At 69.1% G+C, this 18764-nt stretch carries 16 protein-coding genes; 3 read left to right on the top strand and 13 right to left on the bottom strand.

From position 1 onward, the window contains the following. From OC550_RS16865 to OC550_RS16845, 5 genes are all read right to left on the bottom strand, one after another. Nucleotides 1-1083 (bottom strand): acyltransferase, encoded by a 1083-nt coding sequence (locus OC550_RS16865; protein WP_262107071.1) that lies wholly within the window; start codon nt 1081-1083, stop codon nt 1-3. Nucleotides 1084-1188: 105 nt separating this feature from the next. Continuing rightward, nucleotides 1189-2274 carry an inositol-3-phosphate synthase gene (locus OC550_RS16860; protein ID WP_262107070.1) on the bottom strand — a complete coding sequence of 362 codons (1086 nt, stop codon included), beginning with the start codon at nt 2272-2274 and terminating at the stop codon, nt 1189-1191. 188 nt (nt 2275-2462) lie between these two features. Further along, entirely contained in the window at nt 2463-3140 is a 678-nt protein-coding gene (locus OC550_RS16855) for a DUF6766 family protein (RefSeq protein ID WP_262107069.1), read from the bottom strand. Between the two features lie 81 nt (nt 3141-3221). Then, entirely contained in the window at nt 3222-3644 is a 423-nt protein-coding gene (locus OC550_RS16850; RefSeq protein WP_262107068.1) for a hypothetical protein, read from the bottom strand. A gap of 100 nt (nt 3645-3744) precedes the next feature. Beyond that, nucleotides 3745-4755 (bottom strand): DNA topoisomerase IB, encoded by a 1011-nt coding sequence (locus OC550_RS16845; RefSeq protein ID WP_262107067.1) that lies wholly within the window; start codon nt 4753-4755, stop codon nt 3745-3747. Between the two features lie 186 nt (nt 4756-4941). On the opposite strand from OC550_RS16845, the gene OC550_RS16840 reads away from it, so the two are divergent. Next, nucleotides 4942-7176, top strand: a complete 2235-nt coding sequence (locus tag OC550_RS16840) for a catalase (protein ID WP_262107066.1) — start codon at nt 4942-4944, stop codon at nt 7174-7176. A 22-nt stretch (nt 7177-7198) separates the two neighbouring features. Here the strand turns inward: OC550_RS16840 and OC550_RS16835 are convergent, their stop codons facing one another. Genes OC550_RS16835 through OC550_RS16810 form a run of 6 tightly spaced genes read right to left on the bottom strand, consistent with a single transcriptional unit; the run spans nt 7199 to nt 14031 of the window. Further along, on the bottom strand, nt 7199-8467 hold the full coding sequence (locus OC550_RS16835; protein ID WP_262107065.1) for a DUF6716 putative glycosyltransferase: 1269 nt from the start codon (nt 8465-8467) through the stop codon (nt 7199-7201). Further along, nucleotides 8464-9495, bottom strand: coding sequence for a hypothetical protein (locus OC550_RS16830; protein WP_262107064.1), 1032 nt, complete (start codon nt 9493-9495; stop codon nt 8464-8466). The genes OC550_RS16835 and OC550_RS16830 overlap by 4 nt, the downstream gene beginning before the upstream one ends. Beyond that, the gene (locus OC550_RS16825; RefSeq protein ID WP_262107063.1) at nt 9492-10937 is read right to left on the bottom strand and encodes an alpha-2,8-polysialyltransferase family protein; all 1446 of its coding nucleotides are present in this window, start codon (nt 10935-10937) and stop codon (nt 9492-9494) included. The genes OC550_RS16830 and OC550_RS16825 overlap by 4 nt, the downstream gene beginning before the upstream one ends. Beyond that, entirely contained in the window at nt 10934-11908 is a 975-nt protein-coding gene (locus OC550_RS16820; protein WP_262107062.1) for a glycosyltransferase family 2 protein, read from the bottom strand. The genes OC550_RS16825 and OC550_RS16820 overlap by 4 nt, the downstream gene beginning before the upstream one ends. Before the next feature lie 9 nt (nt 11909-11917). Continuing rightward, on the bottom strand, nt 11918-12823 hold the full coding sequence (locus OC550_RS16815; protein ID WP_262107061.1) for an N-acetylneuraminate synthase family protein: 906 nt from the start codon (nt 12821-12823) through the stop codon (nt 11918-11920). A 17-nt stretch (nt 12824-12840) separates the two neighbouring features. Then, the gene (locus OC550_RS16810; protein WP_262107060.1) at nt 12841-14031 is read right to left on the bottom strand and encodes an acylneuraminate cytidylyltransferase; all 1191 of its coding nucleotides are present in this window, start codon (nt 14029-14031) and stop codon (nt 12841-12843) included. Between the two features lie 122 nt (nt 14032-14153). Here OC550_RS16810 and OC550_RS16805 point away from each other — a divergent pair, with 122 nt between their 5' ends. Then, entirely contained in the window at nt 14154-15617 is a 1464-nt protein-coding gene (locus OC550_RS16805; RefSeq protein WP_262107059.1) for a glycosyltransferase family 87 protein, read from the top strand. After that, nucleotides 15617-17062: an NAD(P)/FAD-dependent oxidoreductase gene (locus OC550_RS16800; RefSeq protein ID WP_262107058.1), complete on the top strand. Its 1446-nt coding sequence runs from the start codon at nt 15617-15619 to the stop codon at nt 17060-17062. The genes OC550_RS16805 and OC550_RS16800 overlap by 1 nt, the downstream gene beginning before the upstream one ends. 106 nt (nt 17063-17168) lie before the next feature. Here OC550_RS16800 and OC550_RS16795 read toward each other — a convergent pair whose 3' ends face one another. Further along, nucleotides 17169-17900 (bottom strand): hypothetical protein, encoded by a 732-nt coding sequence (locus OC550_RS16795; RefSeq protein ID WP_262107057.1) that lies wholly within the window; start codon nt 17898-17900, stop codon nt 17169-17171. A 16-nt stretch (nt 17901-17916) separates the two neighbouring features. Then, nucleotides 17917-18651, bottom strand: a complete 735-nt coding sequence (locus OC550_RS16790) for a DUF5058 family protein (RefSeq protein ID WP_262107056.1) — start codon at nt 18649-18651, stop codon at nt 17917-17919. Between the last annotated feature and the right edge of the window lie 113 nt (nt 18652-18764).

The raw sequence follows: 18764 nt of genomic DNA, 5'->3' as shown, positions 1-18764 counted from the left end.
CTACACGAGGGAGCGGGCCAGGGGGATGCGGAGGGCGGCGAGGGAGAGGGCGAAGGAGCCGAGGGCGGCGATGGCGAATTTGAGGGTGACGAGGGCGAGGGTGGGGTCGGCGCCGTCGAAGACGACGAAGGTGAGCCAGAGCAGGATCAGGTAGTGCATCAGGTAGACGCCGAAGGAGGCGTTGGAGAGCGCCGTGATGGTCTTGGCTGCGCGCGCCGGGGGGTGCCAGCCGCGGAGCAGGTGGTAGACCGACGTGAAGATGGCGAGGGCGGCGGCCATGACGCCGAGGCCGACATAGCTGGACGGCGTGAGAACGTTCAGCAGCGGCGTGGTGTCGCGGTGGATCCAGTGCCAGACGTTGAAGGCGCAAAGTACGACGGCGGCGCCTCCGAGGAGGGCGGCGTACCTTTTGCGCACATGGATTTGGGCGAGGACCCAGCCGGCCATGAAGTAACCGACGTACGGGAACCACTGAGTCAGCGCGTTCCACGGGTAGCGCCAGCCCAAATCGTACTGGATGCTGACTGCCTGCGCGCTGAAGATGGCCAGGCACAGAAGCAGCATTGCCGCCGTCGTTACTCCCGCGGTCCGGAGGCTCACGCGCTGCAGGAAGCGGGCGAGCGGCGGGGCGACGAGGTAGAGGCCGAGGATCAGCCAGAGGAAGTACAGATGCGGCGCGATTTTTGTGTTGAACGCGGCGGCGGCGATGGCAGCGGGCTCGAGCTCCTGGCCCATCAGCAGGCCGCGGCCGACGAAGATGTAGACGAGGTGCCAGAACACCAGCGCGGGCAGCAGGCGTAACGCCCGCTTCCGGTAGAACGCGAGGGCGCCGTCGCGGTGCGCGCGGGGGGCCAGCGTCAGGGTGCCGGAGATGATGACGAAGACCGGGACCACCCAGATGAACGCGATGTCGATGATGGCGGCGGCCAGCCAGCGCGGCTGTCCGCGGAGATCGGCGTCCCCGACGATTTCCCCGTAGGCGTGGATGGCGACGACGCCGAGGATGCTGACGATCCGGAGGATGTCCAGCGCGTAGTTCCGTCCGACCTTGGTCGCGGGGATGGCTTGGGCGTTCCGGGTCATGGCGCGGAAGAGCCCCCGCGTCGGCCAAGGCAGGCGCGGGGGCCCAATAAGCGAGCGGCCGAGGGCCCCGCTGCGAACTTGCGAGCAGTGGGAGGCCGCAAAGCGCTAGCGCTCGATGTCGCCGCGGATGAAGGCCTCGACCTTCTCGCGGGCGACGTCGTCGTTGTACTGCTCCGGCGGCGACTTCATGAAGTAGCTGGAAGCCGAGAGGATCGGTCCGCCGATGCCGCGGTCCAGGGCGATCTTGGCGGCGCGCACGGCGTCGATGATCACGCCGGCGGAGTTGGGGGAGTCCCAGACCTCCAGCTTGTACTCCAGCGAGACCGGGGCGTCGCCGAAGTTGCGGCCCTCGAGGCGGACGAACGCCCACTTGCGGTCATCCAGCCAGGCGACGTAGTCGGAGGGGCCGATGTGCACGTCGTCGGCGGCCAGTTCGGCCGAGGTGTTGGAGGTGACGGCCTGGGTCTTGGAGATCTTCTTGGACTCGAGGCGGTCCCGCTCGAGCATGTTCTTGAAGTCCATGTTGCCGCCGACGTTGAGCTGGTACGTGCGGTCCAGCGTGACGCCGCGGTCCTCGAACAGCTTGGCCATCACGCGGTGGGTGATGGTGGCGCCGATCTGGCTCTTGATGTCGTCGCCCACGATCGGCACGCCCGCGGCGGTGAACTTGTCAGCCCACTCCTTGGTGCCGGCGATGAAGACGGGCAGCGCGTTCACGAAGGCCACGCCGGCGTCGATCGCGCACTGGGCGTAGAACTTCGCGGCCTGTTCCGAGCCGACCGGCAGGTAGCAGACCATGACATCGGCCTTGGCCTCGCGCAGCGCTGCGACGATGTCCACCGGGTCCTCGTCGGCCTCGACGATGGTTTCGCGGTAGTACTTGCCCAGGCCGTCCAGGGTGTGGCCGCGCTGGACCTCCACACCGGTTTCCGGGACGTCGGCAATCTTGATGGTGTTGTTCTCGCTGGCGCCGATCGCGTCGGCCAGGTCCAGCCCCACCTTCTTGCTGTCCACATCGAACGCGGCAACGAACTGCACATCATTGACGTGGTACTTGCCGAACTGCACATGCATCAGCCCGGGGATGGTCGACTCCGGATCGGCGTCCCGGTAGTACTGGACGCCCTGCACCAGCGAAGCCGCACAGTTGCCAACGCCGACGATCGCGACCCGGATGGGGTTCTCTGCCACGGTTCTCCTTCAACAACAATCCTGGAATGCCGCCCTGCCGAGGGCAGGCAACCTCTCTAGTTTACTTTGTTGCGCAACGTTCACCATACGGCCGTGATTCCCGCCGGGAATTGTTGCACCTGCGACGGCGGCCGGCGGCTTGCGTCCGCACCCCGCCCGGGTGCCGCGAGGGGTGGGTACGAGCCGGCCTAGTTGGTCGCGCCCGTGGAATCGTGCGGTTCGCCCACCGGCTTGGACTCGGGCGAGCCGCGCTGGCGCAGGTAGACCGACAGGATCACCATGGACCAGACGGCGAGGAACTCGGACTGCCAGTTCTGCAGCGTGCGGTTCCAGAACTCGGGGGAGACCAGGTACTCGCCCCAGGTTCCCGGGTCCTGGAGGTTGGCCAGCTGCTCTTCGGCGAACGCGCTGAAGCCGGCGACCGACTGCGCGAACCAGGAACCGAGGAAGATGCCGCCCATAACCAGGATCAGCGAGTTCGAGTAGATGTGGGTCTTCATCCCGCCGGCCTTGGCCCACTTCGGGGAGTCCGGTGTGGCGAACTGGCCGACCAGCTCCTCCTTGTCCGACTCCGTGCCGCGCTTTTCGATCTCCTTGGACTCCGGGGACCCCTTCTGCACCAGCCACACCGTGAGCCAGATGTAGAGCAGGAACTGCAGGAACTCGGACTGCCAGTTCTCGGCGACGTCCACCGCGAAGCTCGAGGACGTGACGTACTGCCAGAACCCGACCGGCTCCAGCTGGGAGGCCTGCTGCTGGTCGTTGAAGTAGGCCAGCCCGGAGAAGGCCTGCCCGATCAGCGAGAACGCGAACAGCAGGCTGAAGGCGATGCTCAGCCCGTTGGTCAGCAGCGGATTGTGCTTCATCTGGCCAGCACCCCGATCGCCAGCATGTAGGCCAGGCCGAGGACGATGACGCCCAGGCAGATCCAGAATGCCCACCGCATGTCAGTTTCCCTCCACTTCGCAGTCGTAGGGTTTCTCGCCGCGCGGCGTGCAGCCGATGGCGGTGATCTTCCAGTGCTGCCCCGAGAGCGTGAGGAATGCCGTGTCCGCCTCGAAGCGAACCTGGGCGTTGCTGCCGAAGGCCTGGCTGCTGCGGACGTTGCCGGCCCCGGGCAGTCCCAGGTCCGCGAGCTTCCGGGCGCAGCTTCCCGCGGCCCCGTCTTCGAGTTTCTCGACCGTGCCGGGGGCCAGCAGCGCGCAGGCGGCTCGGGCATCGCCGGACGCCAGGTCCGCGTGGAACCGCGAGGCGGTGTCCGCGGCTTCGGCCGTGCCCGGGTTCAGGCTGCTGCACCCGCCCAGGAGCAGGGCAAGAACGACGCCGGTGAGCACCCGGGGTGCGCGGGTGCGGCTTGGCTGCAGGTCCATGCGCTAAGCCTCCCTGTGGGTCTGCGGCTAACGGTACTGTCCGGCGGCTGTTCCGGAAGGCAGGTACCGGGTTGAACCAGCGGCGGATGCCGGAGGAGCGCTAGGTGACCAGGTCCCGGAGGGAACGTTCCGCCGCCCGGTAGCTGCCGGCGTCGAGCACTTCCCCGTTCATGAACCGGTCCAGCACCCGCGGATCCACATAGGACTTGCGCGCGATCGAGGGGGTGTTGCCGAGCTGTTCCGACACGTCCCGCATGGCCGCGGCGACGGCCTTCTTGCGCGCCGTCGGGCTGGTGCGCTCCGGATTGTGCCGGGCCAGGGCCAGGGCGGCCTCCACCGTGCCCTGCCAGGTCCGGAAGTCCTTGGCCGTGAAGTCCCCTCCGCACTGCTCGCGGATGAAGTCATTGAGGCCTGCCGCGCTGATCGGCGACCACTCGCCGCCGTCCGTGCGGTAGGCAAGCGCCGGCTCCTCGGGGCCGCGCTTGAGCAGCGGTTCGAGGGCGTGGGCCAGGTCCTCGTCCTTGATCTGCCCGCTCCATTGCTGGCCGCTCTTGGCGGGGAAGTCCAGTTCCACGATGTCCTCGCGCAGCCGGATGTGGCGGATCCGGATGGTGGTGACGCCGAAGGAGCCGTTGGTCTGGGCGTACTCTTCGTTGCCGATCCGCAGGGAGCCCTCGTCGATCAGCCGGAAGGCGGCGGCGTAGGCGCGTTCCTCGGTCGGCTCGCTCCCGCGCAGCAGCCGGGTCACGGCAGGGCGGGCCCGCGGCAGGGTGTCGGCGAAGTCCAAGGCGCGGTCGAACTTCTCGCGGTCCTTCAGTTCCCGCCAGCGCGGGTGGTAGATGTACTGGCGCCGGCCGGCAGCGTCGACGCCGGTGGCCTGGATGTGCCCGTTGGGGACCGGGCTGATCCAGACGTCGCGCCAAGCCGGCGGAATGGCGAGCTGGTTGATCCGCTCCAGCGTCTCCCGGTCCTCGATCCGGCTGCCGTCCGCGGCGGCGTAGCTGAAGCCCTTGCCGCGGCGGCGCCGGCTAAAGCCGGGCATGTTGCAGTTGCTGCGGCGCAGGCGCGGCTTCCTTGCTTTCGGTGCCGGCCGCTCCTGTTGTGTCGCCATTGTTCTCCTCACCTCGCCGCCGGTTGCTGCGCCCGACCTGGCCGTCGCGGGTGGTCCGCGGCGGCCCGGAAACCGCGGTTCCGCGGATCCCGCCCAAGTTGTTCAGCTTGCTTACTAACTCTAGTAGGGTGCTGAGCAGGGCGCGACGGCGCCGGCCAAACCAGGTCCTGCGAAAGGGAGACAGCTATGTCAACGAACAGCACGCCGGCCAACGAAATCCCCATTCCGGGAGTGCCGGGGGTGGAACCGCCCGCGCTCGCCGAGCCGACCGAGCCACACGAGCCGCTGCCGCCCAAGCCGGACCAGGATGCGCCGGAGACGGTCACGCCCACCGGTGTTCCGACCGGCGCGCAAAAATCGCTGCACAGCCAGAGCGGTTCCTGGCTGACCACGGCGCAGGGGGCCCGGCTGTACGAGACGGACCATTCCCTGAAGGCCGGGGCCCGCGGGCCGAGCCTGCTGCAGGACCACCACCTGCGCGAGAAGATCATGCACTTCGACCACGAGCGGATCCCGGAGCGCGTGGTCCACGCCCGCGGCGCCGGCGCGCACGGCACGTTCGTGGCCAACGGCGCGGCCGCCGGGGTGACGAAGGCAGGCTTCCTGGCGTCCGGCGTCGAGACCCCCGTCTTTGTCCGCTTCTCCACGGTGGTGGGTTCCCGCGGCTCCGCCGACACGGTCCGCGACACCCGTGGCTTCGCCACCAAGTTCTACACGGACGAGGGCACCTTCGACCTGGTCGGCAACAACATCCCGGTGTTCTTCATCCAGGACGGCATCAAGTTCCCGGACGTCATCCACGCGGCGAAACCGCATCCGGACCGGGAGATCCCGCAGGCACAGAGCGCGCACGACACGTTCTGGGATTTCGTCTCGTTGCACACCGAGGCGCAGGCGCACACCATGTGGTTCATGGCGGACCGCGGCATCCCGCGCTCGTACCGGACCATGGAGGGCTTCGGCGTGCACACCTTCCGGCTGCAGAACGCCGCCGGCGAGACCACGTTGGTGAAGTTCCACTGGAAGCCGAAGCAGGGCGTGCACTCGCTGGTCTGGGAGGAGGCGCTGATGATCAACGGCACCGACCCGGACTTCCACCGGCGGGACCTGGCGGATGCGATCGAGGCCGGCGCCTTCCCCGAGTGGGAGCTGGGCATCCAGACGTTCCCGGACACCCCGGACGAGACATTCGAGGGGATCGACCTGCTGGATCCGACCAAGATCGTGCCCGAGGAACTGGCGCCGGTGCAGGTCGTCGGCACCATGACCCTCAATGCGAACCCCACGAACTTCTTCGCGGAGACCGAGCAGGTGGCGTTCCACCCCGGCCACCTGGTGCCCGGCATCGACGTGACCAACGATGCCCTGCTGCAGGCCCGGCTGTTCTCCTACCTGGACACGCAGCTCACACGGCTGGGCGGGCCGAACTTCGCGCAGATCCCGATCAACCGGCCGCATGCCCCGGTCAACGACATGTTCCGCGACGGTTTCCACCAGATGGCGGTGCACGCGGGGGCGGCGCCGTACCGGCCCAACTCGATCGACGGCGGCTGTCCCTTCCTCGCGGGCGAGGACATGAGTGCCTACATCGAGGTCCCGCAGGAACTGCCGGCCTCGGCCAAGAAGCGCGAGAAGCCGGCGAGCTTCGACGACCACTTCAGCCAGGCGCGGCTCTTCTACCTTTCGCTGGCGCCGGTCGAGCAGGAACACGTGGCGCAGGCCTACACGTTCGAACTGGGCAAGTGCTACGAGGAGAACATCCGCAAGCGGCAGCTGCAGGCCCTGGCGAACATCGACGCCGACCTTTGCGCGAAGGTCGCCGCCGGGTTGGGGCTCGAGGCGCCCGCGCCGACCGTGGAGCTCGGCGACCCGGAGCCCAGCGCCGCGCTGTCGCAGCTGCGCGGAAGCTGGCCGCTGGCCGGCAGGACCGTGGGCATCATCGCGGACGAATACAGCGACCAGGATGCGCTGGCGACGGCGCGCGAGGCCATCCACGCCGGCGGCATGGTTCCGCTGATCATCGCCCCGCACGGCGGCAAGCTCCCCGGCGGACTGCCGGTCCAGCGGACTTACTTGACGGCGCGCTCGGTGGAGTTCGACGCCGTGGTGGTCGCCGGATCCGCCAAGCCGGCACCGGACGCTTCGCCGGGGCTGGACGCCAAGGCCGGAGATCCCTCGGGCTACCCCGGGGTCGACCCGCGGGTCACCCTGCTGCTGGCCGAGGCGTACCGGCACTGCAAGCCGATCGGCGGGTGGGACAGCGCCGGCCAGGCACTGGCCGCAGCCTCCGTACCGGAGGACGCCGCCGGCGTCGTACTGGGCAGCGGTCCGCAGGTGCTGGAGCGGATGGCGGAACTGCTGTCCAAGCACCGGGTCTGGGAGCGGTTCCCGGCCGGCGCCGAGCAAGGGACGCTCCGCTAAGGTTCGGGCGCCCGCGGGATGGTCAGGCGGGCAGGCTGTGAGCGGCCTGCTCCGCCTCCATCCGGCGGGCGTCGTGGTTCCGCTGCTGCTGGCGGACCCAGCGGATGGCCTTCAGTGCGGGCGTCGGCAGGAGGGTGCGCAGGCGCAGCCGCAGCCGCCGCTTTCGCGTGGCCGCCAGCCGGTCCGGGTCCAGCGCGAGCTTGCCGGTCCGGGCCCACTCGGCGTAGATGGCGAGCACGTGGCCCAGCGGCACGTCCTGCCGGTGGAAGTAGTTGTCCCGCAGCCAGCTGTGCTCCGGGTGGAAGAAGCGGCCGGCCTTCAGGTCATCGAGGGTGCCGAGCAGCCCGGAGCCGTCGAAGACCTTATTGAGCATCTCGTCGCTGACCCCGAAGTCGGACAGGATCAGCACCTGCAGGCCGGCGTCGAGTGCTTCGAGGGCGGCGGTGGAGCTGACGGTGACCATGGCCGTGCCGGGGACCAGCTGCTCGGCCATCGAGCCGGTGCAGAACTCCAGTTCATGGCCGGCCACCGCGCGGGCCTTCACCAGGTCGTTCCAGAGGGTGTCGAACGGATACTGCTCCAGGTGGGTCTGCGGCTCGCCGGCCCAGGCCCGCAGCTTCACCCGCACCGTGAAGCCGGTGCGGCGGGCCAGTGCGGCCAGCGCCTGCAGGATGGCGACCCGCTCGTCCTTCTCCACGGGCACCTTGGCCTGCGGGGCGAACACCACGCGCTTCAGCGGGGTGGGATCGGGTACCGGCGCCTCGGGGGAGGAGAGGAACGGCAGCCGGGAGACCAGGATTCGCTGCGGAAGCTCGAGGCCCTCGGCGCGTTCGCTGAAGGCCCGGCACTCCGCGTGGCTATGCGTGATGAAGGCGTCTCCGAGCGCCCGGTAGCGCAGCGCCTTCTTGGTGGCGGGGAAGGCGACGCCGGGCAGCCCGGACACCAGCGCCGGGCGCGGGGTCAGCGCGGCGGCGTGCAGATAGACCTCCTCGACCACGGGGCCGGTGGCGGCGGCGAGTACGACGTCGGCGCCCGCCAGGGCGGTCCGCAGGCCGGAAGCGGGGATCACCGCGGTGGCGCGGCCGTGCAGGAAGGTCCCGGCGGTGGCCGCGGCCATCTGTTCCAAGGTCGGCTGGATGGGGGAGCGGACCAGCAGGACCTCGCGCTCCCATTCCGGGCCGAGGGCGTCCAGCGTGGCGCAGGCGAACTTCAGGTAGGAGTCGCTGTCAGCGATGGCGACAATGCGCATCTTCCGTGCCGCCTTCAAGGGGTTCAAATTTTCGGTGCTCATGCGGGTGATCCGCCGTCGTCGAGGGAACTGCTCAGGTGCCGGCGCAGCGAGTCCGAGGCCTGCGGCAGCCACCAGTTGTCCGGCACGGCGTGGCCCTTCAGCGGAACCCCGTTGGGTCCAAGGATCAGGCGGAGCGAGGCCAGCACGGTGGACGGCAGCGCCCGGACGACCTGTCCGGCGCGGAGTCCGCGCAGGCGCATCTCCACGGGAATGGTGTGCCGGTTGACGCGGATCAGCGGGTGCCGGTCCAGTTTGGCGAGGGAGGCCGGCGTCTCCCGCCGGTGCGGGAAATAGCCCACGGGTCCGTCCTCCGTCAGTGATTCGACCCACGCCAGGTAGGGCTCCTCGCGGATGAGGCCGTCCGCGGCCATCGCGGAACCAACGACGACGGTGGGCTCGTTGATCTCTTCCGTCACCGGCTGCGTTCCCAGCCATTCGAAGCGGTGGCGCTCCAGCTGGCCGCCGACGGCGCGGAAACGCTGCTCGAGGTCCAGCGGCACCGGCAGCGCCGTGACCACCAGCAGGCGGCTCTGGCGGGTGAGCCGGCGCAGCAGGAACCAGACCGCGAGGCCGAGCGCCTTGCGGACGGAGGAGGCGGCTGCCCGCGGGCGCACCAGCGGGGCCGGCGAGTCCTTCGCCAGCGTGGCCAGCAGCTTGAGCGTGGCCAGTCCGTCGTCGACAATCACAATCTCTTTGTCCGCCACTCCGCGCAGCAGTTCCGCCTGCGCCATGCCGGAGTAGGCGTCCCCGATGACCCAGCGGTCCAGGCCCGGAACGCGCAGCGGCGGCACTGAGGACCCGGGGTCGGCGAAGCTGATGCCCTCCGGGACCTGGCTCAGCAGCTCGGCCAGGGTGGCGTCCATGCCGACAGCGTCGCTGCGCGAGTGGATGACGGTTTCGTTGCCCAGCAGCCCGGCGCCGTGGGCTTCCACGGCGCTGAGCAGCTGCAGCGGGGACTCGGCCCAGACCGTGGCACGGCCGAAGCGCGGCCGGGCCACCAGCATCGAGGGCAGGATTTCCTGCATCATTTCGCCAGCGCTGTCAGGACGCGCTTGACCTGGCGGGCGCCGGCGCGGCGGGCGCGGCCCAGCGGATGGAGCACCTTGGCGGCCGGCAGGGAGCCGGGCAGCTCCAGCTTGGTCAGCCGGCGGCGCTTGAAGTAGCGCAGGTCCCCGGTGTGCTGGGCGTCGGCCAGGAAGGCCTCGGCGGCGGGCCGTGCCAGCTCAAGCGTCTGCGGCTGCATGCAGTAGGACACGGCCTCGACCAGCTGCTGCAGCGGGGCCGACCGCTCGGGCGAAGCGTCCAGCGTCCGGGTGGCTTCGAATCCGGCCGCTTCCGCCGCCTCTTCCGCCGCCGCCTCGGCGGGGGCGGCGTAGCCGCGTTCCAGCAAGGCGTCGATGATGGTGACCGGGATGCGATTGCTGTTCTGGTACGGCGTGAGCCGCTCGAGCAGGATTTCGGTGCCAACGGCAGCGGCGTCAATGCCGAAGAGGTGCTTCGCCGTCATCAGGGCGGTGGAGAAGCAGCTGACCACCAGGTCCGGCTTCAGCCGCTGCATGACGACCTCCGCCGGGCTGCTCGAGGTCAGCACTTCGAGCTCCAGGCCGAGTTCGGCGGCGGCGGCCTGGATGGAGGTGACGGCACCGGGGCCGGCGCTGGGGTGCGGCTTGAAGACGCAGTGGCGGATGCCCCGGTCCAGGGCCTTCTGCAGCATGTTCCGATGCAGCTCGACCTCTTCCTCGGCGGAGAGGATGCCGAGCTCGGAGAGGTACTGGCCGAGGATCAGCGCGCTGCCGGAGGCGCCGTGGTCGGCGCTGTGCTTTTCCAGCTCCGCCGCGGGGGTCCCGCTGATGGCGGCGGCCACCGCATCGTCCTCGGGCAGGGTCCGCGCCAGCGCTTCCATGCCGCGGCGCAGGTCGGCGCGGTCCACGGGCACCAGGGCCGGGTTGTGTTCGCGCAGCAGCCGGGGCACCAGACCGGGCACCAGGTCCACGTACACCAGCGTCTCGAGCCGCTGCGCCAGTTCGCGCGGCAGCGGGTTGCGGGTGGGGCCGTAGCTCATCAGGCCGTCCGAGTGCACGCTGATGCCGGCGTCGGCGAAGATGCGGCACAGCGCGACCGCCGGGTTGACCTGGATGGACTCGACGAACAGGCTCACGGCGGCGTCGCCGAGGTTCCATTCGGCCCGGAGCAGGCGCTCCCAGAGGTCCAGCTCCTCGGCCCGCGGGTTGAACTGCCCGGGCCGGCGCGGCCAGAGCAGCTCGCTCAGGTCCACGGTGCGGTCGAAGCGGGCCGCCGCCTCCGCGAAGCCGGGAGCCTCGTGGAACGGCACGGTGATCTCGGGGATCAGGGCGCTGTTGGTCAGGACCAGGATGCGCTCGGCGCCCCGGTCCGGGATCCGGCCGGCGTCGATGGCGGATGCCAGCGAGATGCACTGGTACAGCGTGGAAACGACAAAGAGTTCTTTCATGCGGCAGCTCTCCGGAGCACAGGTTTGAGCAACTTGCGTCGCTTGTTGTCCAGGCCGGCCAGGCCCTGCTCGCGCACCTCGTCCGGCAGGCCCGCGAGGGCGGCGCGGATGCCCGCGTGGAGTTCCGCCACGACCTGCTTGTCCATGTCGCCGGAGCGGTCCAGCTGGTGGCAGGCGATGGCAAGGAACTGGCGGACGGCCTTGGGCCAGAAGCGGGCGGCTTCGGGGTCCTCCGCGACGAGGCGGAACACCTCGGCGAAGCAGGGCAGGAAGTCCAGCTGGCGGCGGTCGAAGACCTGGGTCAGGGAGCTCGCGACGCCGCGCCGGTAGAACGCGCCGAGCTGGTTGCTGACGGCGTAGGAGGCGGCTTTGAGGTGGAGCCGCCAGACCCACGGGCGGTCCTCCGCGGTGTGCCGGCCGTCCAGGAAGTGGAGCATGCCCGCGTCCTTGAGTCCGCCGTCGAAAATTCCGAACGGCGGGAAGCAGTAGTCCACCATGGTGGACTGGTTGTGCGGCGCGATGTCGTTGCGCGGATCCAGCTTGACCCCGCGGCGCGCCTGGGGCGCCTTGTGGACAGTGCGCACGCCGCCGGTGTGCCGCACGTGGTCGACCCGCAGGAAGTCCACGCCCAGCGCGGCGATCTCGTCCGTGATCCGGGACAGGTGCCCGGGGGCGTACCAGTCATCAGGGTCGAGGAAGGTGATGAAGCGCCCGGCCGCGACGTCCAGCCCGCGGTTACGGGCGGAGGCGACGCCGGTCGCGGCCTCGTTGCGGAGGATCTTCAGGCCGGGGAGCCGGCTGGCGAATGCGGCAGCCAGCTCCCCGGTTCCGTCGGTTGAACCATCGTCGATGACGATGACTTCCATTACGGAGGGATCATCGAACTGGCGCGTCAGGCTGGTCATCGAGTCACGGATGAAAGGTGCCTGGTCTTTCGCTGGAACGATGACGCTCAGTAATGGCTGGTTCATAGGGCTAACTTAGCCGTCCACCCGGCGCAGGCGGGACAGCGGCGCCAGCTCGCCCGGGAAGACCTTCTTGACGCCGTCGCCCATGGCGTCTTCGAGGATGCGGATGTCGCGGATCAGGGACTCGAAGCCCTTGGGCTCGAGCGAGGAGGCCTGGTCCGAGCCCCACATGGTGCGGTCCAGAGTGATGTGGCGCTCCACGGTCACGGCGCCGAGTGCGACGGCGGCCAGGGAGATCTGCAGGCCGCGCTCGTGGCCCGAGTAGCCGACCGGAACCTGGTAACGCTCCTGCAGCGTGGTGATCATGCGCAGGTTGGCCTCCTCCGGGGGCAGCGGGTAGGTGGAGGTGGCGTGCATCAGGATCAGGTTGTCGGTGCCCAGGGTCTCGACGGCCTTATCGATCTGCTCGATGGTGGACATGCCGGTGGAGAGGATGATCGGCTTGCCGGTCTCGCGCAGGGCGGTCAGCAGCTCGATGTCGGTGACGGAGGCGGAGGCGACCTTGTGGGTCAGCGCGCCGGCTTCCTCCATGAAGGCGACCGAGGGCACGTCCCACGGCGAAGCGAAGCAGTGCAGGCCCTTGTCGGCCGCGTGCTGGATCAGCTTCTGGTAGATCGGCATGTCGAACTCGACGCGGTAGCGGTAGTCCAGGTAGGTCATGTCGCCCCAGGGGGTGGAGCGCATCTTGTCGCGCATGTCGACCGGGGTGGAGATTTCCGGGGTGCGCTTCTGGAACTTCACGGCGTTGGCGCCGGCGGCGGCAGCAACGTCGATCAGCTGCTTGGCGATTTCGATGTCGCCGTTGTGGTTAATGCCGATCTCGCCAATCACGTAGACGGGCTGGCCGGCGCCGACCTGGACGTCGCCGATGGCTACGGGGGCCGGGGCTCCGGCGGGGGCGGTGGTTTCGGTGGTCATCAGCGAAGCTCTTTCTGTCATCGGGATTGAATTGCTGTGGCTGCCGGTTGGGCTGCCGGTTGTGCGGCCAGGACGCGTTCGCAGATTTCGCGCACTGCGCCTTCGCCGCCGTTGTGCTGCAGCACAATGCGCGCTGCAGCCTTGACCTCAGGCCGGGCATCCGCCACGGCCACTGGCCAACCGACCCGGCCCATGGCAGGCAGGTCATTCACGTCATTGCCCACGAAGGCAACGCGTTCTGGATCAAGCCCGTTCGCGGTGATCCATTCGGTCACCGCGGCGGCCTTGTCCGAGACGTCCTGGACGACGTCGACGCCGAGCTTGTTCGCCCGGGCGGTCACCACCGGATTGGTTTCGGTGGAGAGGATCAGCTGGGGGATTCCGGCGCGGCGCAGCCGGGCCACCCCCATTCCGTCCGAGCGGCTGACCCGGACGAATTCTTCGCCTTGGAAGTTGACCAAGGCATGGTCATCGGTGTGCACCCCGTCGAAGTCCATGACGAGCGCATCCACGTCGATTCCGGTGGACTCCGGACGCGAATCCATCGCCCGGACGATCTCCAGGTCCTCGATCGAATCGATCTCGATGGCGTGCTCCGCCGGCACGATCTGGAACTCGAGGCGGCCGAAGAAGCGGTGCCCGCGGGCCAGGAAGCCCTCGGTGCGCATCGCGTAGAAGGCCCCGGTCTCGCGGTATTGCGGCTCGCGGTCCTGGCGGCGGGGGCGGAAATCGGCGCTGTGGCCGACTGCGGTGACGGTGCCGCCGGCGTCCCTGGCCCAGAGGAAGTTGTGGTTCTCTGCGACGGAGAACGCAACGTCCGCACCGCCGAGCACGGAGGCGATAGCCGCGTCCAGATCCGCAGAATCGATGAACGGCGAGGTGCACTGCATGAGTACCGTGACCTCAGGCCGCGTGCCGGTGTTCGCCAGGGCATGCAGCACGGCCGACTCGCTGGTGGCGGTGTCGCCCGAGAGTTCCGCGGGGCGTTCGATGACGCGGGCGCCGAAGCGCTCGGCCTCGAACCGGATATCCGGCGAATCGGTGCTGACGACGACGTCCGTCACCCGGGCGGCGTTCCGTGCGGCCTCGACGGCGCGGGCTACCAGGGAGCGTCCTGCAACGGGTTTGAGGTTCTTGAAGGGGATCCCCTTCGAACCGCCGCGGGCGGGGATCACCACCAGTACTTGGTGGGGGTGGGTATTGCTCATTGGGTCAACCGTAGGGAGCTTCAATGGCCGGACGGTGTGCTGGCGGTTACGGGAAGGTGGCCGCCAGTCAACGTTTTGTTAACCTGCGGCGATAACCACGCGCCGCCAGTAGTGTTGGTGCCATGCCCGGGCCCTCCTCCCGCCGTCGACTCCCGCTGCGCATCGTGGTGCCCAGCCGCAATGACCCGCTGCTGAGGCGGTTCACGGAATTCGTCGGCGGCCCGCTGGGGCGCCGCACCGCACCCGGGATCGTCCGGCCCGGCTTCTTCACCGTGGAGCGAGTGCTGATCCTGCTGACGACGCTGGCCGCGCTGCTGTCGGTGCTGGCCAAGACGCCGTGCCGGGTGGCCGGCTGGGCGCTGCCCGACTATTTCTACATGGGCTGCTATTCGGACTGGCCGGTCCTGTTCGAATCCCGTGGCCTGGCCGACGGCGTGCTGCCGTTCCTCACCCCGGGGAGTTCCTTCGAATACCCGGTACTGATGGGCCTGCTGGCCGGGGCGACGGCTTTGCTGGTGCCGGGCGCCGGGGCGTCGCCGGAGCGCACCCTGGCCTACTTCGACGTCAATGCCACCCTGGCGGCGGTGGTCTGGATCATCACGGTTATAGCCACGGCGCGGATGTGCCATCGGCGGCCTTGGGATGCGGCCATGGTCGCGGTGGCCCCGGGCATCGTGCTGGCAGGCACCGTCAACTGGGACCTCTGGCCGGCAATGGTGCTGGCTCTGGCCATGCTCTCTTTCGCGCGCGGGCGGCTGGTGGCTGCCGGCGTACTGATCGGACTCGGAGCCGCCCTCAAGGTCTACCCGGTGCTGATGCTTGGCGCCATCCTCCTCCTGGCGATACGCACGGGCCGGTTCCGGCCGCTGCTGGTGACAGGAGGTTCGGCCGCGGCAGTCTGGCTGCTGGTCAACGTCCCCTTCATGGTCTCCGGCTTCGAGTCCTGGGCGCACTTCCTCGGCTACACCCGGGACCGCGAGGCCGGTTATTCCTCTCTCTGGTACGCCTACAACGTCACGGCCGAGGGCGGCGGGCTGCCTCAACTGGGGCCGGGTCCGGCCAACACGCTCTCGCTCCTGCTGTTCCTGGCGGCCTGCCTGGCCATCGCGGTGCTGGTCCTGTCCGCCCCGCGGCGGCCCCGGCTGGCCGGCATTATCTTCTTGGTCGTGGCCGCGTTCGTGCTGACCAACAAGGTCTATTCGCCGCAGTTCGTGGTCTGGCTGGTTCCCCTCGCCGCGCTGGCGCATCCGCGCTGGCGCGACTTCCTTCTCTGGCAGTTCTTCGAAGTGCTGCACTGGTGGGCCATCTGGATGTACCTTGGCCGGATCACCAGTGGCGGGGAGCCGCAGCACAACATCGACACTCCCTACTACGTCCTTGCCGTCCTGGGACATATTGCTGCCACGGCATATCTGATGTTCCGGGTGGTGCGCTCCATGCTCCATCCGGAGCATGACGTGGTGCGGAGGCTGGACGTTGATGACCCCCAGGGCGGGCCGTTCGACAACGCTCCGGACAGGTTTGTGTTGGACTGGCGCTATCGCGCACAGCCGATAGCCAGCGCGGCGGAGGGAAGGCGGGACTGATGGCACGCGGACAGGTAGCAGTGGTTGGGGCCGGCCCCAACGGTTTGGCCGCTGCGGTAATCATGGCCAGAGCCGGGTTGGATGTCAGCGTCTACGAGGCTGCCTCCACTGCCGGCGGCGGCGCCCGGACCTTGGAACTCATCGAGCCGGGGCACCGGCATGACGTATGCTCCGCCGTGCATCCAATGGCGGTGGCGGCGCCCTTCTTCCGCGACTTCGGACTGGCGGACCGGGTCGACATGATCCACCCCGAGATCGCCTATGCCCACGTCGTCCGACCGGACCATGTCGCATTCGCATACCAAGACGTGGAACGGACGGCCGGGCGGCTCGGCATTGACGGCCCCGCCTACCGGGCGCTGATGGAACCGCTGGCCCGCCATTCCGCCGAACTGCTGGACCTGACCATGAACCAGCTGCTGCGCGTGCCGCATCATCCCCTCTCGGCCCTGCGCTACGGACTGGGCACCTTGGAACAGGGCAGCCCGTGGTGGGATATGCGTTTCAAGGAATACTTCGCTCCGGCCCTGCTGTCCGGGGTGGCCGCCCACACTCCGGGCGGTGTGCAGCGTCCGGTCGCGGCAGGCGCCGGACTGATGCTCGGGTCCCTTGCCCACGCCGTCGGCTACCCGCTCCCGGTCGGCGGTTCGCAGGCGATCATCGACGCGATGGTGCAGGACGTTGCCGCGCACGGCGGCCGCATCGTCACCGGGCACCGGGTGGACTCGCTGGCCGACCTGACCGACGCGGACGCCATCCTGCTGGACACCGCACCGCAGGAATTGCTCCGGCTGGCCGGCGGCCGCCTGCCCCGGAGCTACGCCGCAGCCCTGGGTGCCTACCGGTACGGGCCCGGGGCCGCGAAGGTGGACTTCATCCTGTCGGAACCGGTGCCGTGGGCCGAGCCCGACCTCGCCCGCGCCGGCACGGTGCACCTAGGCGGCACGCGCTACGAGGTGGCGGCCTCGGAGCACGAGATCGCCCGCGGCCGGCATGCCGCCAAGCCCTTCGTGCTCGTCTCCCAGCCCAGCGTCTTCGATTCCACCCGCGCCCCGGCCGGACGGCACATCCTGTGGGCCTACTGCCACGTCCCGCAGGGTTCCACGCTGGACATGACCGGGGTGATCACCGCGCAACTGGAGGAAGCAGCCCCCGGCTTCTCCGACGTCGTAATTGCCTCCCGCGGGATGAGCGCCATGGACTACCAGGCCTACAACCCCAACTACGTGGGCGGCGACTTCGGCACCGGCGCCGTCAACATCCGCCAGCTGCTGGCGCGTCCCGTCCCCGGGACCAAGCCGTGGAAGACCCCGCTCGGCGGCGTCTACCTCTGCTCCGCCGCCACTCCGCCGGGCCCGGGAGTGCACGGCATGGCCGGCTACCACGCCGCCCGGCTGGCGCTGAAGGACGTCTTCGGCCTCCCGATGCCGTCGCTGAAGCCGTAGCGCCTTCCACCAGCCGACGCGGTCAACCCGCCACCGGCTGCGGCGCGGTGAGTGTGCCGTCGCGCATGTTCGCCTCGGCGTCGGTGAGCGGCACGTACTTGGAAGGTCAGTGGCCGATGGACTGCGGTGCCGCGGGCGGACCATCCGTGCGCTTGCGGAGGAACCACGCGGCGATGATCGAGACGACGACGGCCATGGCGGTGGCCGCGTTCGCAAGGGCCGGGACCAGCGGGACGACGACGAACACGAGGGCCGCCGCGATGACGGCGGCAATGATCGTGATGCGCGCGTTCTTCATCGTGACGACGGCCTGGACCGTGACGGCACCGAACACCGCCGGCAGGATGTAGAGCCGCGCGACGGCGACGAGGTCCGGCGGGAGCGCTCCAAGGAGCAACGTGCCGAGGACGCCAACGAGGACCACGAGCGTGATGAGGTGGATGAACGCCGCGCCGATGATCGCGGCGCCCGAGATGAGCTCGGCGCGGCGCGTTCCGGGTTTCTCGCCCAGGTCGGTCTGGGCGATGAGGGCCGCCGGGAGCAGCTTGTTCGCGATATTGCCGATCATGAACGCCTGGTACATCGCCGAGCGCCCGAGGATCGGATAGTAGGCAATCGGCTCGACGACCGCGATGACACCGAAGGTGACGATGACGAGGCCGACGGCTTTCCACAACTCCGCGCCGGTGATTCCCAGCCCGGTCCCGAAGGCGACAAAGAGGGCGGCGGCGAGCGAGACGAGGAAGCCGAGTGCCAGGGTGATGGGGCCCCAGATGGACGTGGTGCGGTCGAACTGGGCCAGCCCTGTGAGCTGTGCGTTGCCGGTCTGCGAGGACATGTGGTCTCCTGGCCTCCTACTTGGCGGTCATGAAATAGGCGACGGCCAGGGCCACGACGATCGCGATCCCGAGCCCCCACTCGTGCAGCCATGACTTCTTGAGGTATCTGGCCCCGAGCAGGCAGAGGCCCATCACGGCCGCCGAGACGAGCAGGGTCACCAGATGGACGGGCGACTTGACCGTCTCGGCGAAGGCGAGCGTGAAGAACGCCGCGAGCAGGGCCGCGGCGGGCACGACGGTCATGACCGCCGGATTGACCTTGCGCAGCGCCTTGTCGCCCCTGGACAGGATCGGGGTGAGGACGAGCGCCGCGACCATCCACATGAGCCCGCCGAGCGTCATCGCGGCGAACCCGATGGCGAAGACCTTCTGCGTGTAGGTCGGACCGCCGAGCTCGGCGCCCTGGGTTCCCGCCGCGAGGCCCGCGGCCGCGACATCGAAGGCGGCCGATCCCACCAGGCCGATGCGGGTCAGGACGGCCGGCGTGCCGAACAGCGGCAGGAGGGAGACCGCCACCAGCGCGACGGCCAGCGAGGGGCCGATGGCCGCCACGGCGCCCGCACGGACGGCGCGGCCCACCTGCTGATCGGTCAGGTGGGCCGCCGCGCCGGCCTTGCGGATGGCACTGAGGTAGATCACCGATTGCAGGATGATGACGGCGAATACGCAGGCCGCCGCCACCCACAGCACCGGGTGGAAGGCCACCGGCGCGATGTCGGTCGAGTTGGGGTCTATGACAGCAGGATGCATAACGCGCTCCCAGGATGGTCCAGACCGTTTTTGCGGTTGTATCAATGAAGCGCGCCGGAATGTCCGCAGGTCAACACCTCACCGTGACTTTTGGCCCGGCACGCACCAGGCGA

Origin of the sequence: Arthrobacter sp. Marseille-P9274, assembly GCF_946892675.1 — a bacterium.
Taxonomy (GTDB): Bacteria; Actinomycetota; Actinomycetes; order Actinomycetales; family Micrococcaceae; genus Crystallibacter.
This window is presented reverse-complemented; position numbering and strand designations above follow the sequence as displayed.

Bases quoted from the DNA above. Each gene is read 5' to 3' on its own strand.
- OC550_RS16865 (WP_262107071.1), bottom strand. From the start codon at position 1,083: ATGACCCGGAACGCCCAAGCCATCCCCGCGACCAAGGTCGGACGGAAC.
- OC550_RS16855 (WP_262107069.1), bottom strand. From the start codon at position 3,140: ATGAAGCACAATCCGCTGCTGACCAACGGGCTGAGCATCGCCTTCAGC.
- OC550_RS16850 (WP_262107068.1), bottom strand. From the start codon at position 3,644: ATGGACCTGCAGCCAAGCCGCACCCGCGCACCCCGGGTGCTCACCGGC.
- OC550_RS16845 (WP_262107067.1), bottom strand. From the start codon at position 4,755: ATGGCGACACAACAGGAGCGGCCGGCACCGAAAGCAAGGAAGCCGCGC.
- OC550_RS16840 (WP_262107066.1), top strand. From the start codon at position 4,942: ATGTCAACGAACAGCACGCCGGCCAACGAAATCCCCATTCCGGGAGTG.
- OC550_RS16835 (WP_262107065.1), bottom strand. From the start codon at position 8,467: ATGAGCACCGAAAATTTGAACCCCTTGAAGGCGGCACGGAAGATGCGC.
- OC550_RS16830 (WP_262107064.1), bottom strand. From the start codon at position 9,495: ATGATGCAGGAAATCCTGCCCTCGATGCTGGTGGCCCGGCCGCGCTTC.
- OC550_RS16825 (WP_262107063.1), bottom strand. From the start codon at position 10,937: ATGAAAGAACTCTTTGTCGTTTCCACGCTGTACCAGTGCATCTCGCTG.
- OC550_RS16820 (WP_262107062.1), bottom strand. From the start codon at position 11,908: ATGAACCAGCCATTACTGAGCGTCATCGTTCCAGCGAAAGACCAGGCA.
- OC550_RS16815 (WP_262107061.1), bottom strand. From the start codon at position 12,823: ATGACCACCGAAACCACCGCCCCCGCCGGAGCCCCGGCCCCCGTAGCC.
- OC550_RS16810 (WP_262107060.1), bottom strand. From the start codon at position 14,031: ATGAGCAATACCCACCCCCACCAAGTACTGGTGGTGATCCCCGCCCGC.
- OC550_RS16805 (WP_262107059.1), top strand. From the start codon at position 14,154: ATGCCCGGGCCCTCCTCCCGCCGTCGACTCCCGCTGCGCATCGTGGTG.
- OC550_RS16800 (WP_262107058.1), top strand. From the start codon at position 15,617: ATGGCACGCGGACAGGTAGCAGTGGTTGGGGCCGGCCCCAACGGTTTG.
- OC550_RS16795 (WP_262107057.1), bottom strand. From the start codon at position 17,900: ATGTCCTCGCAGACCGGCAACGCACAGCTCACAGGGCTGGCCCAGTTC.
- OC550_RS16790 (WP_262107056.1), bottom strand. From the start codon at position 18,651: ATGCATCCTGCTGTCATAGACCCCAACTCGACCGACATCGCGCCGGTG.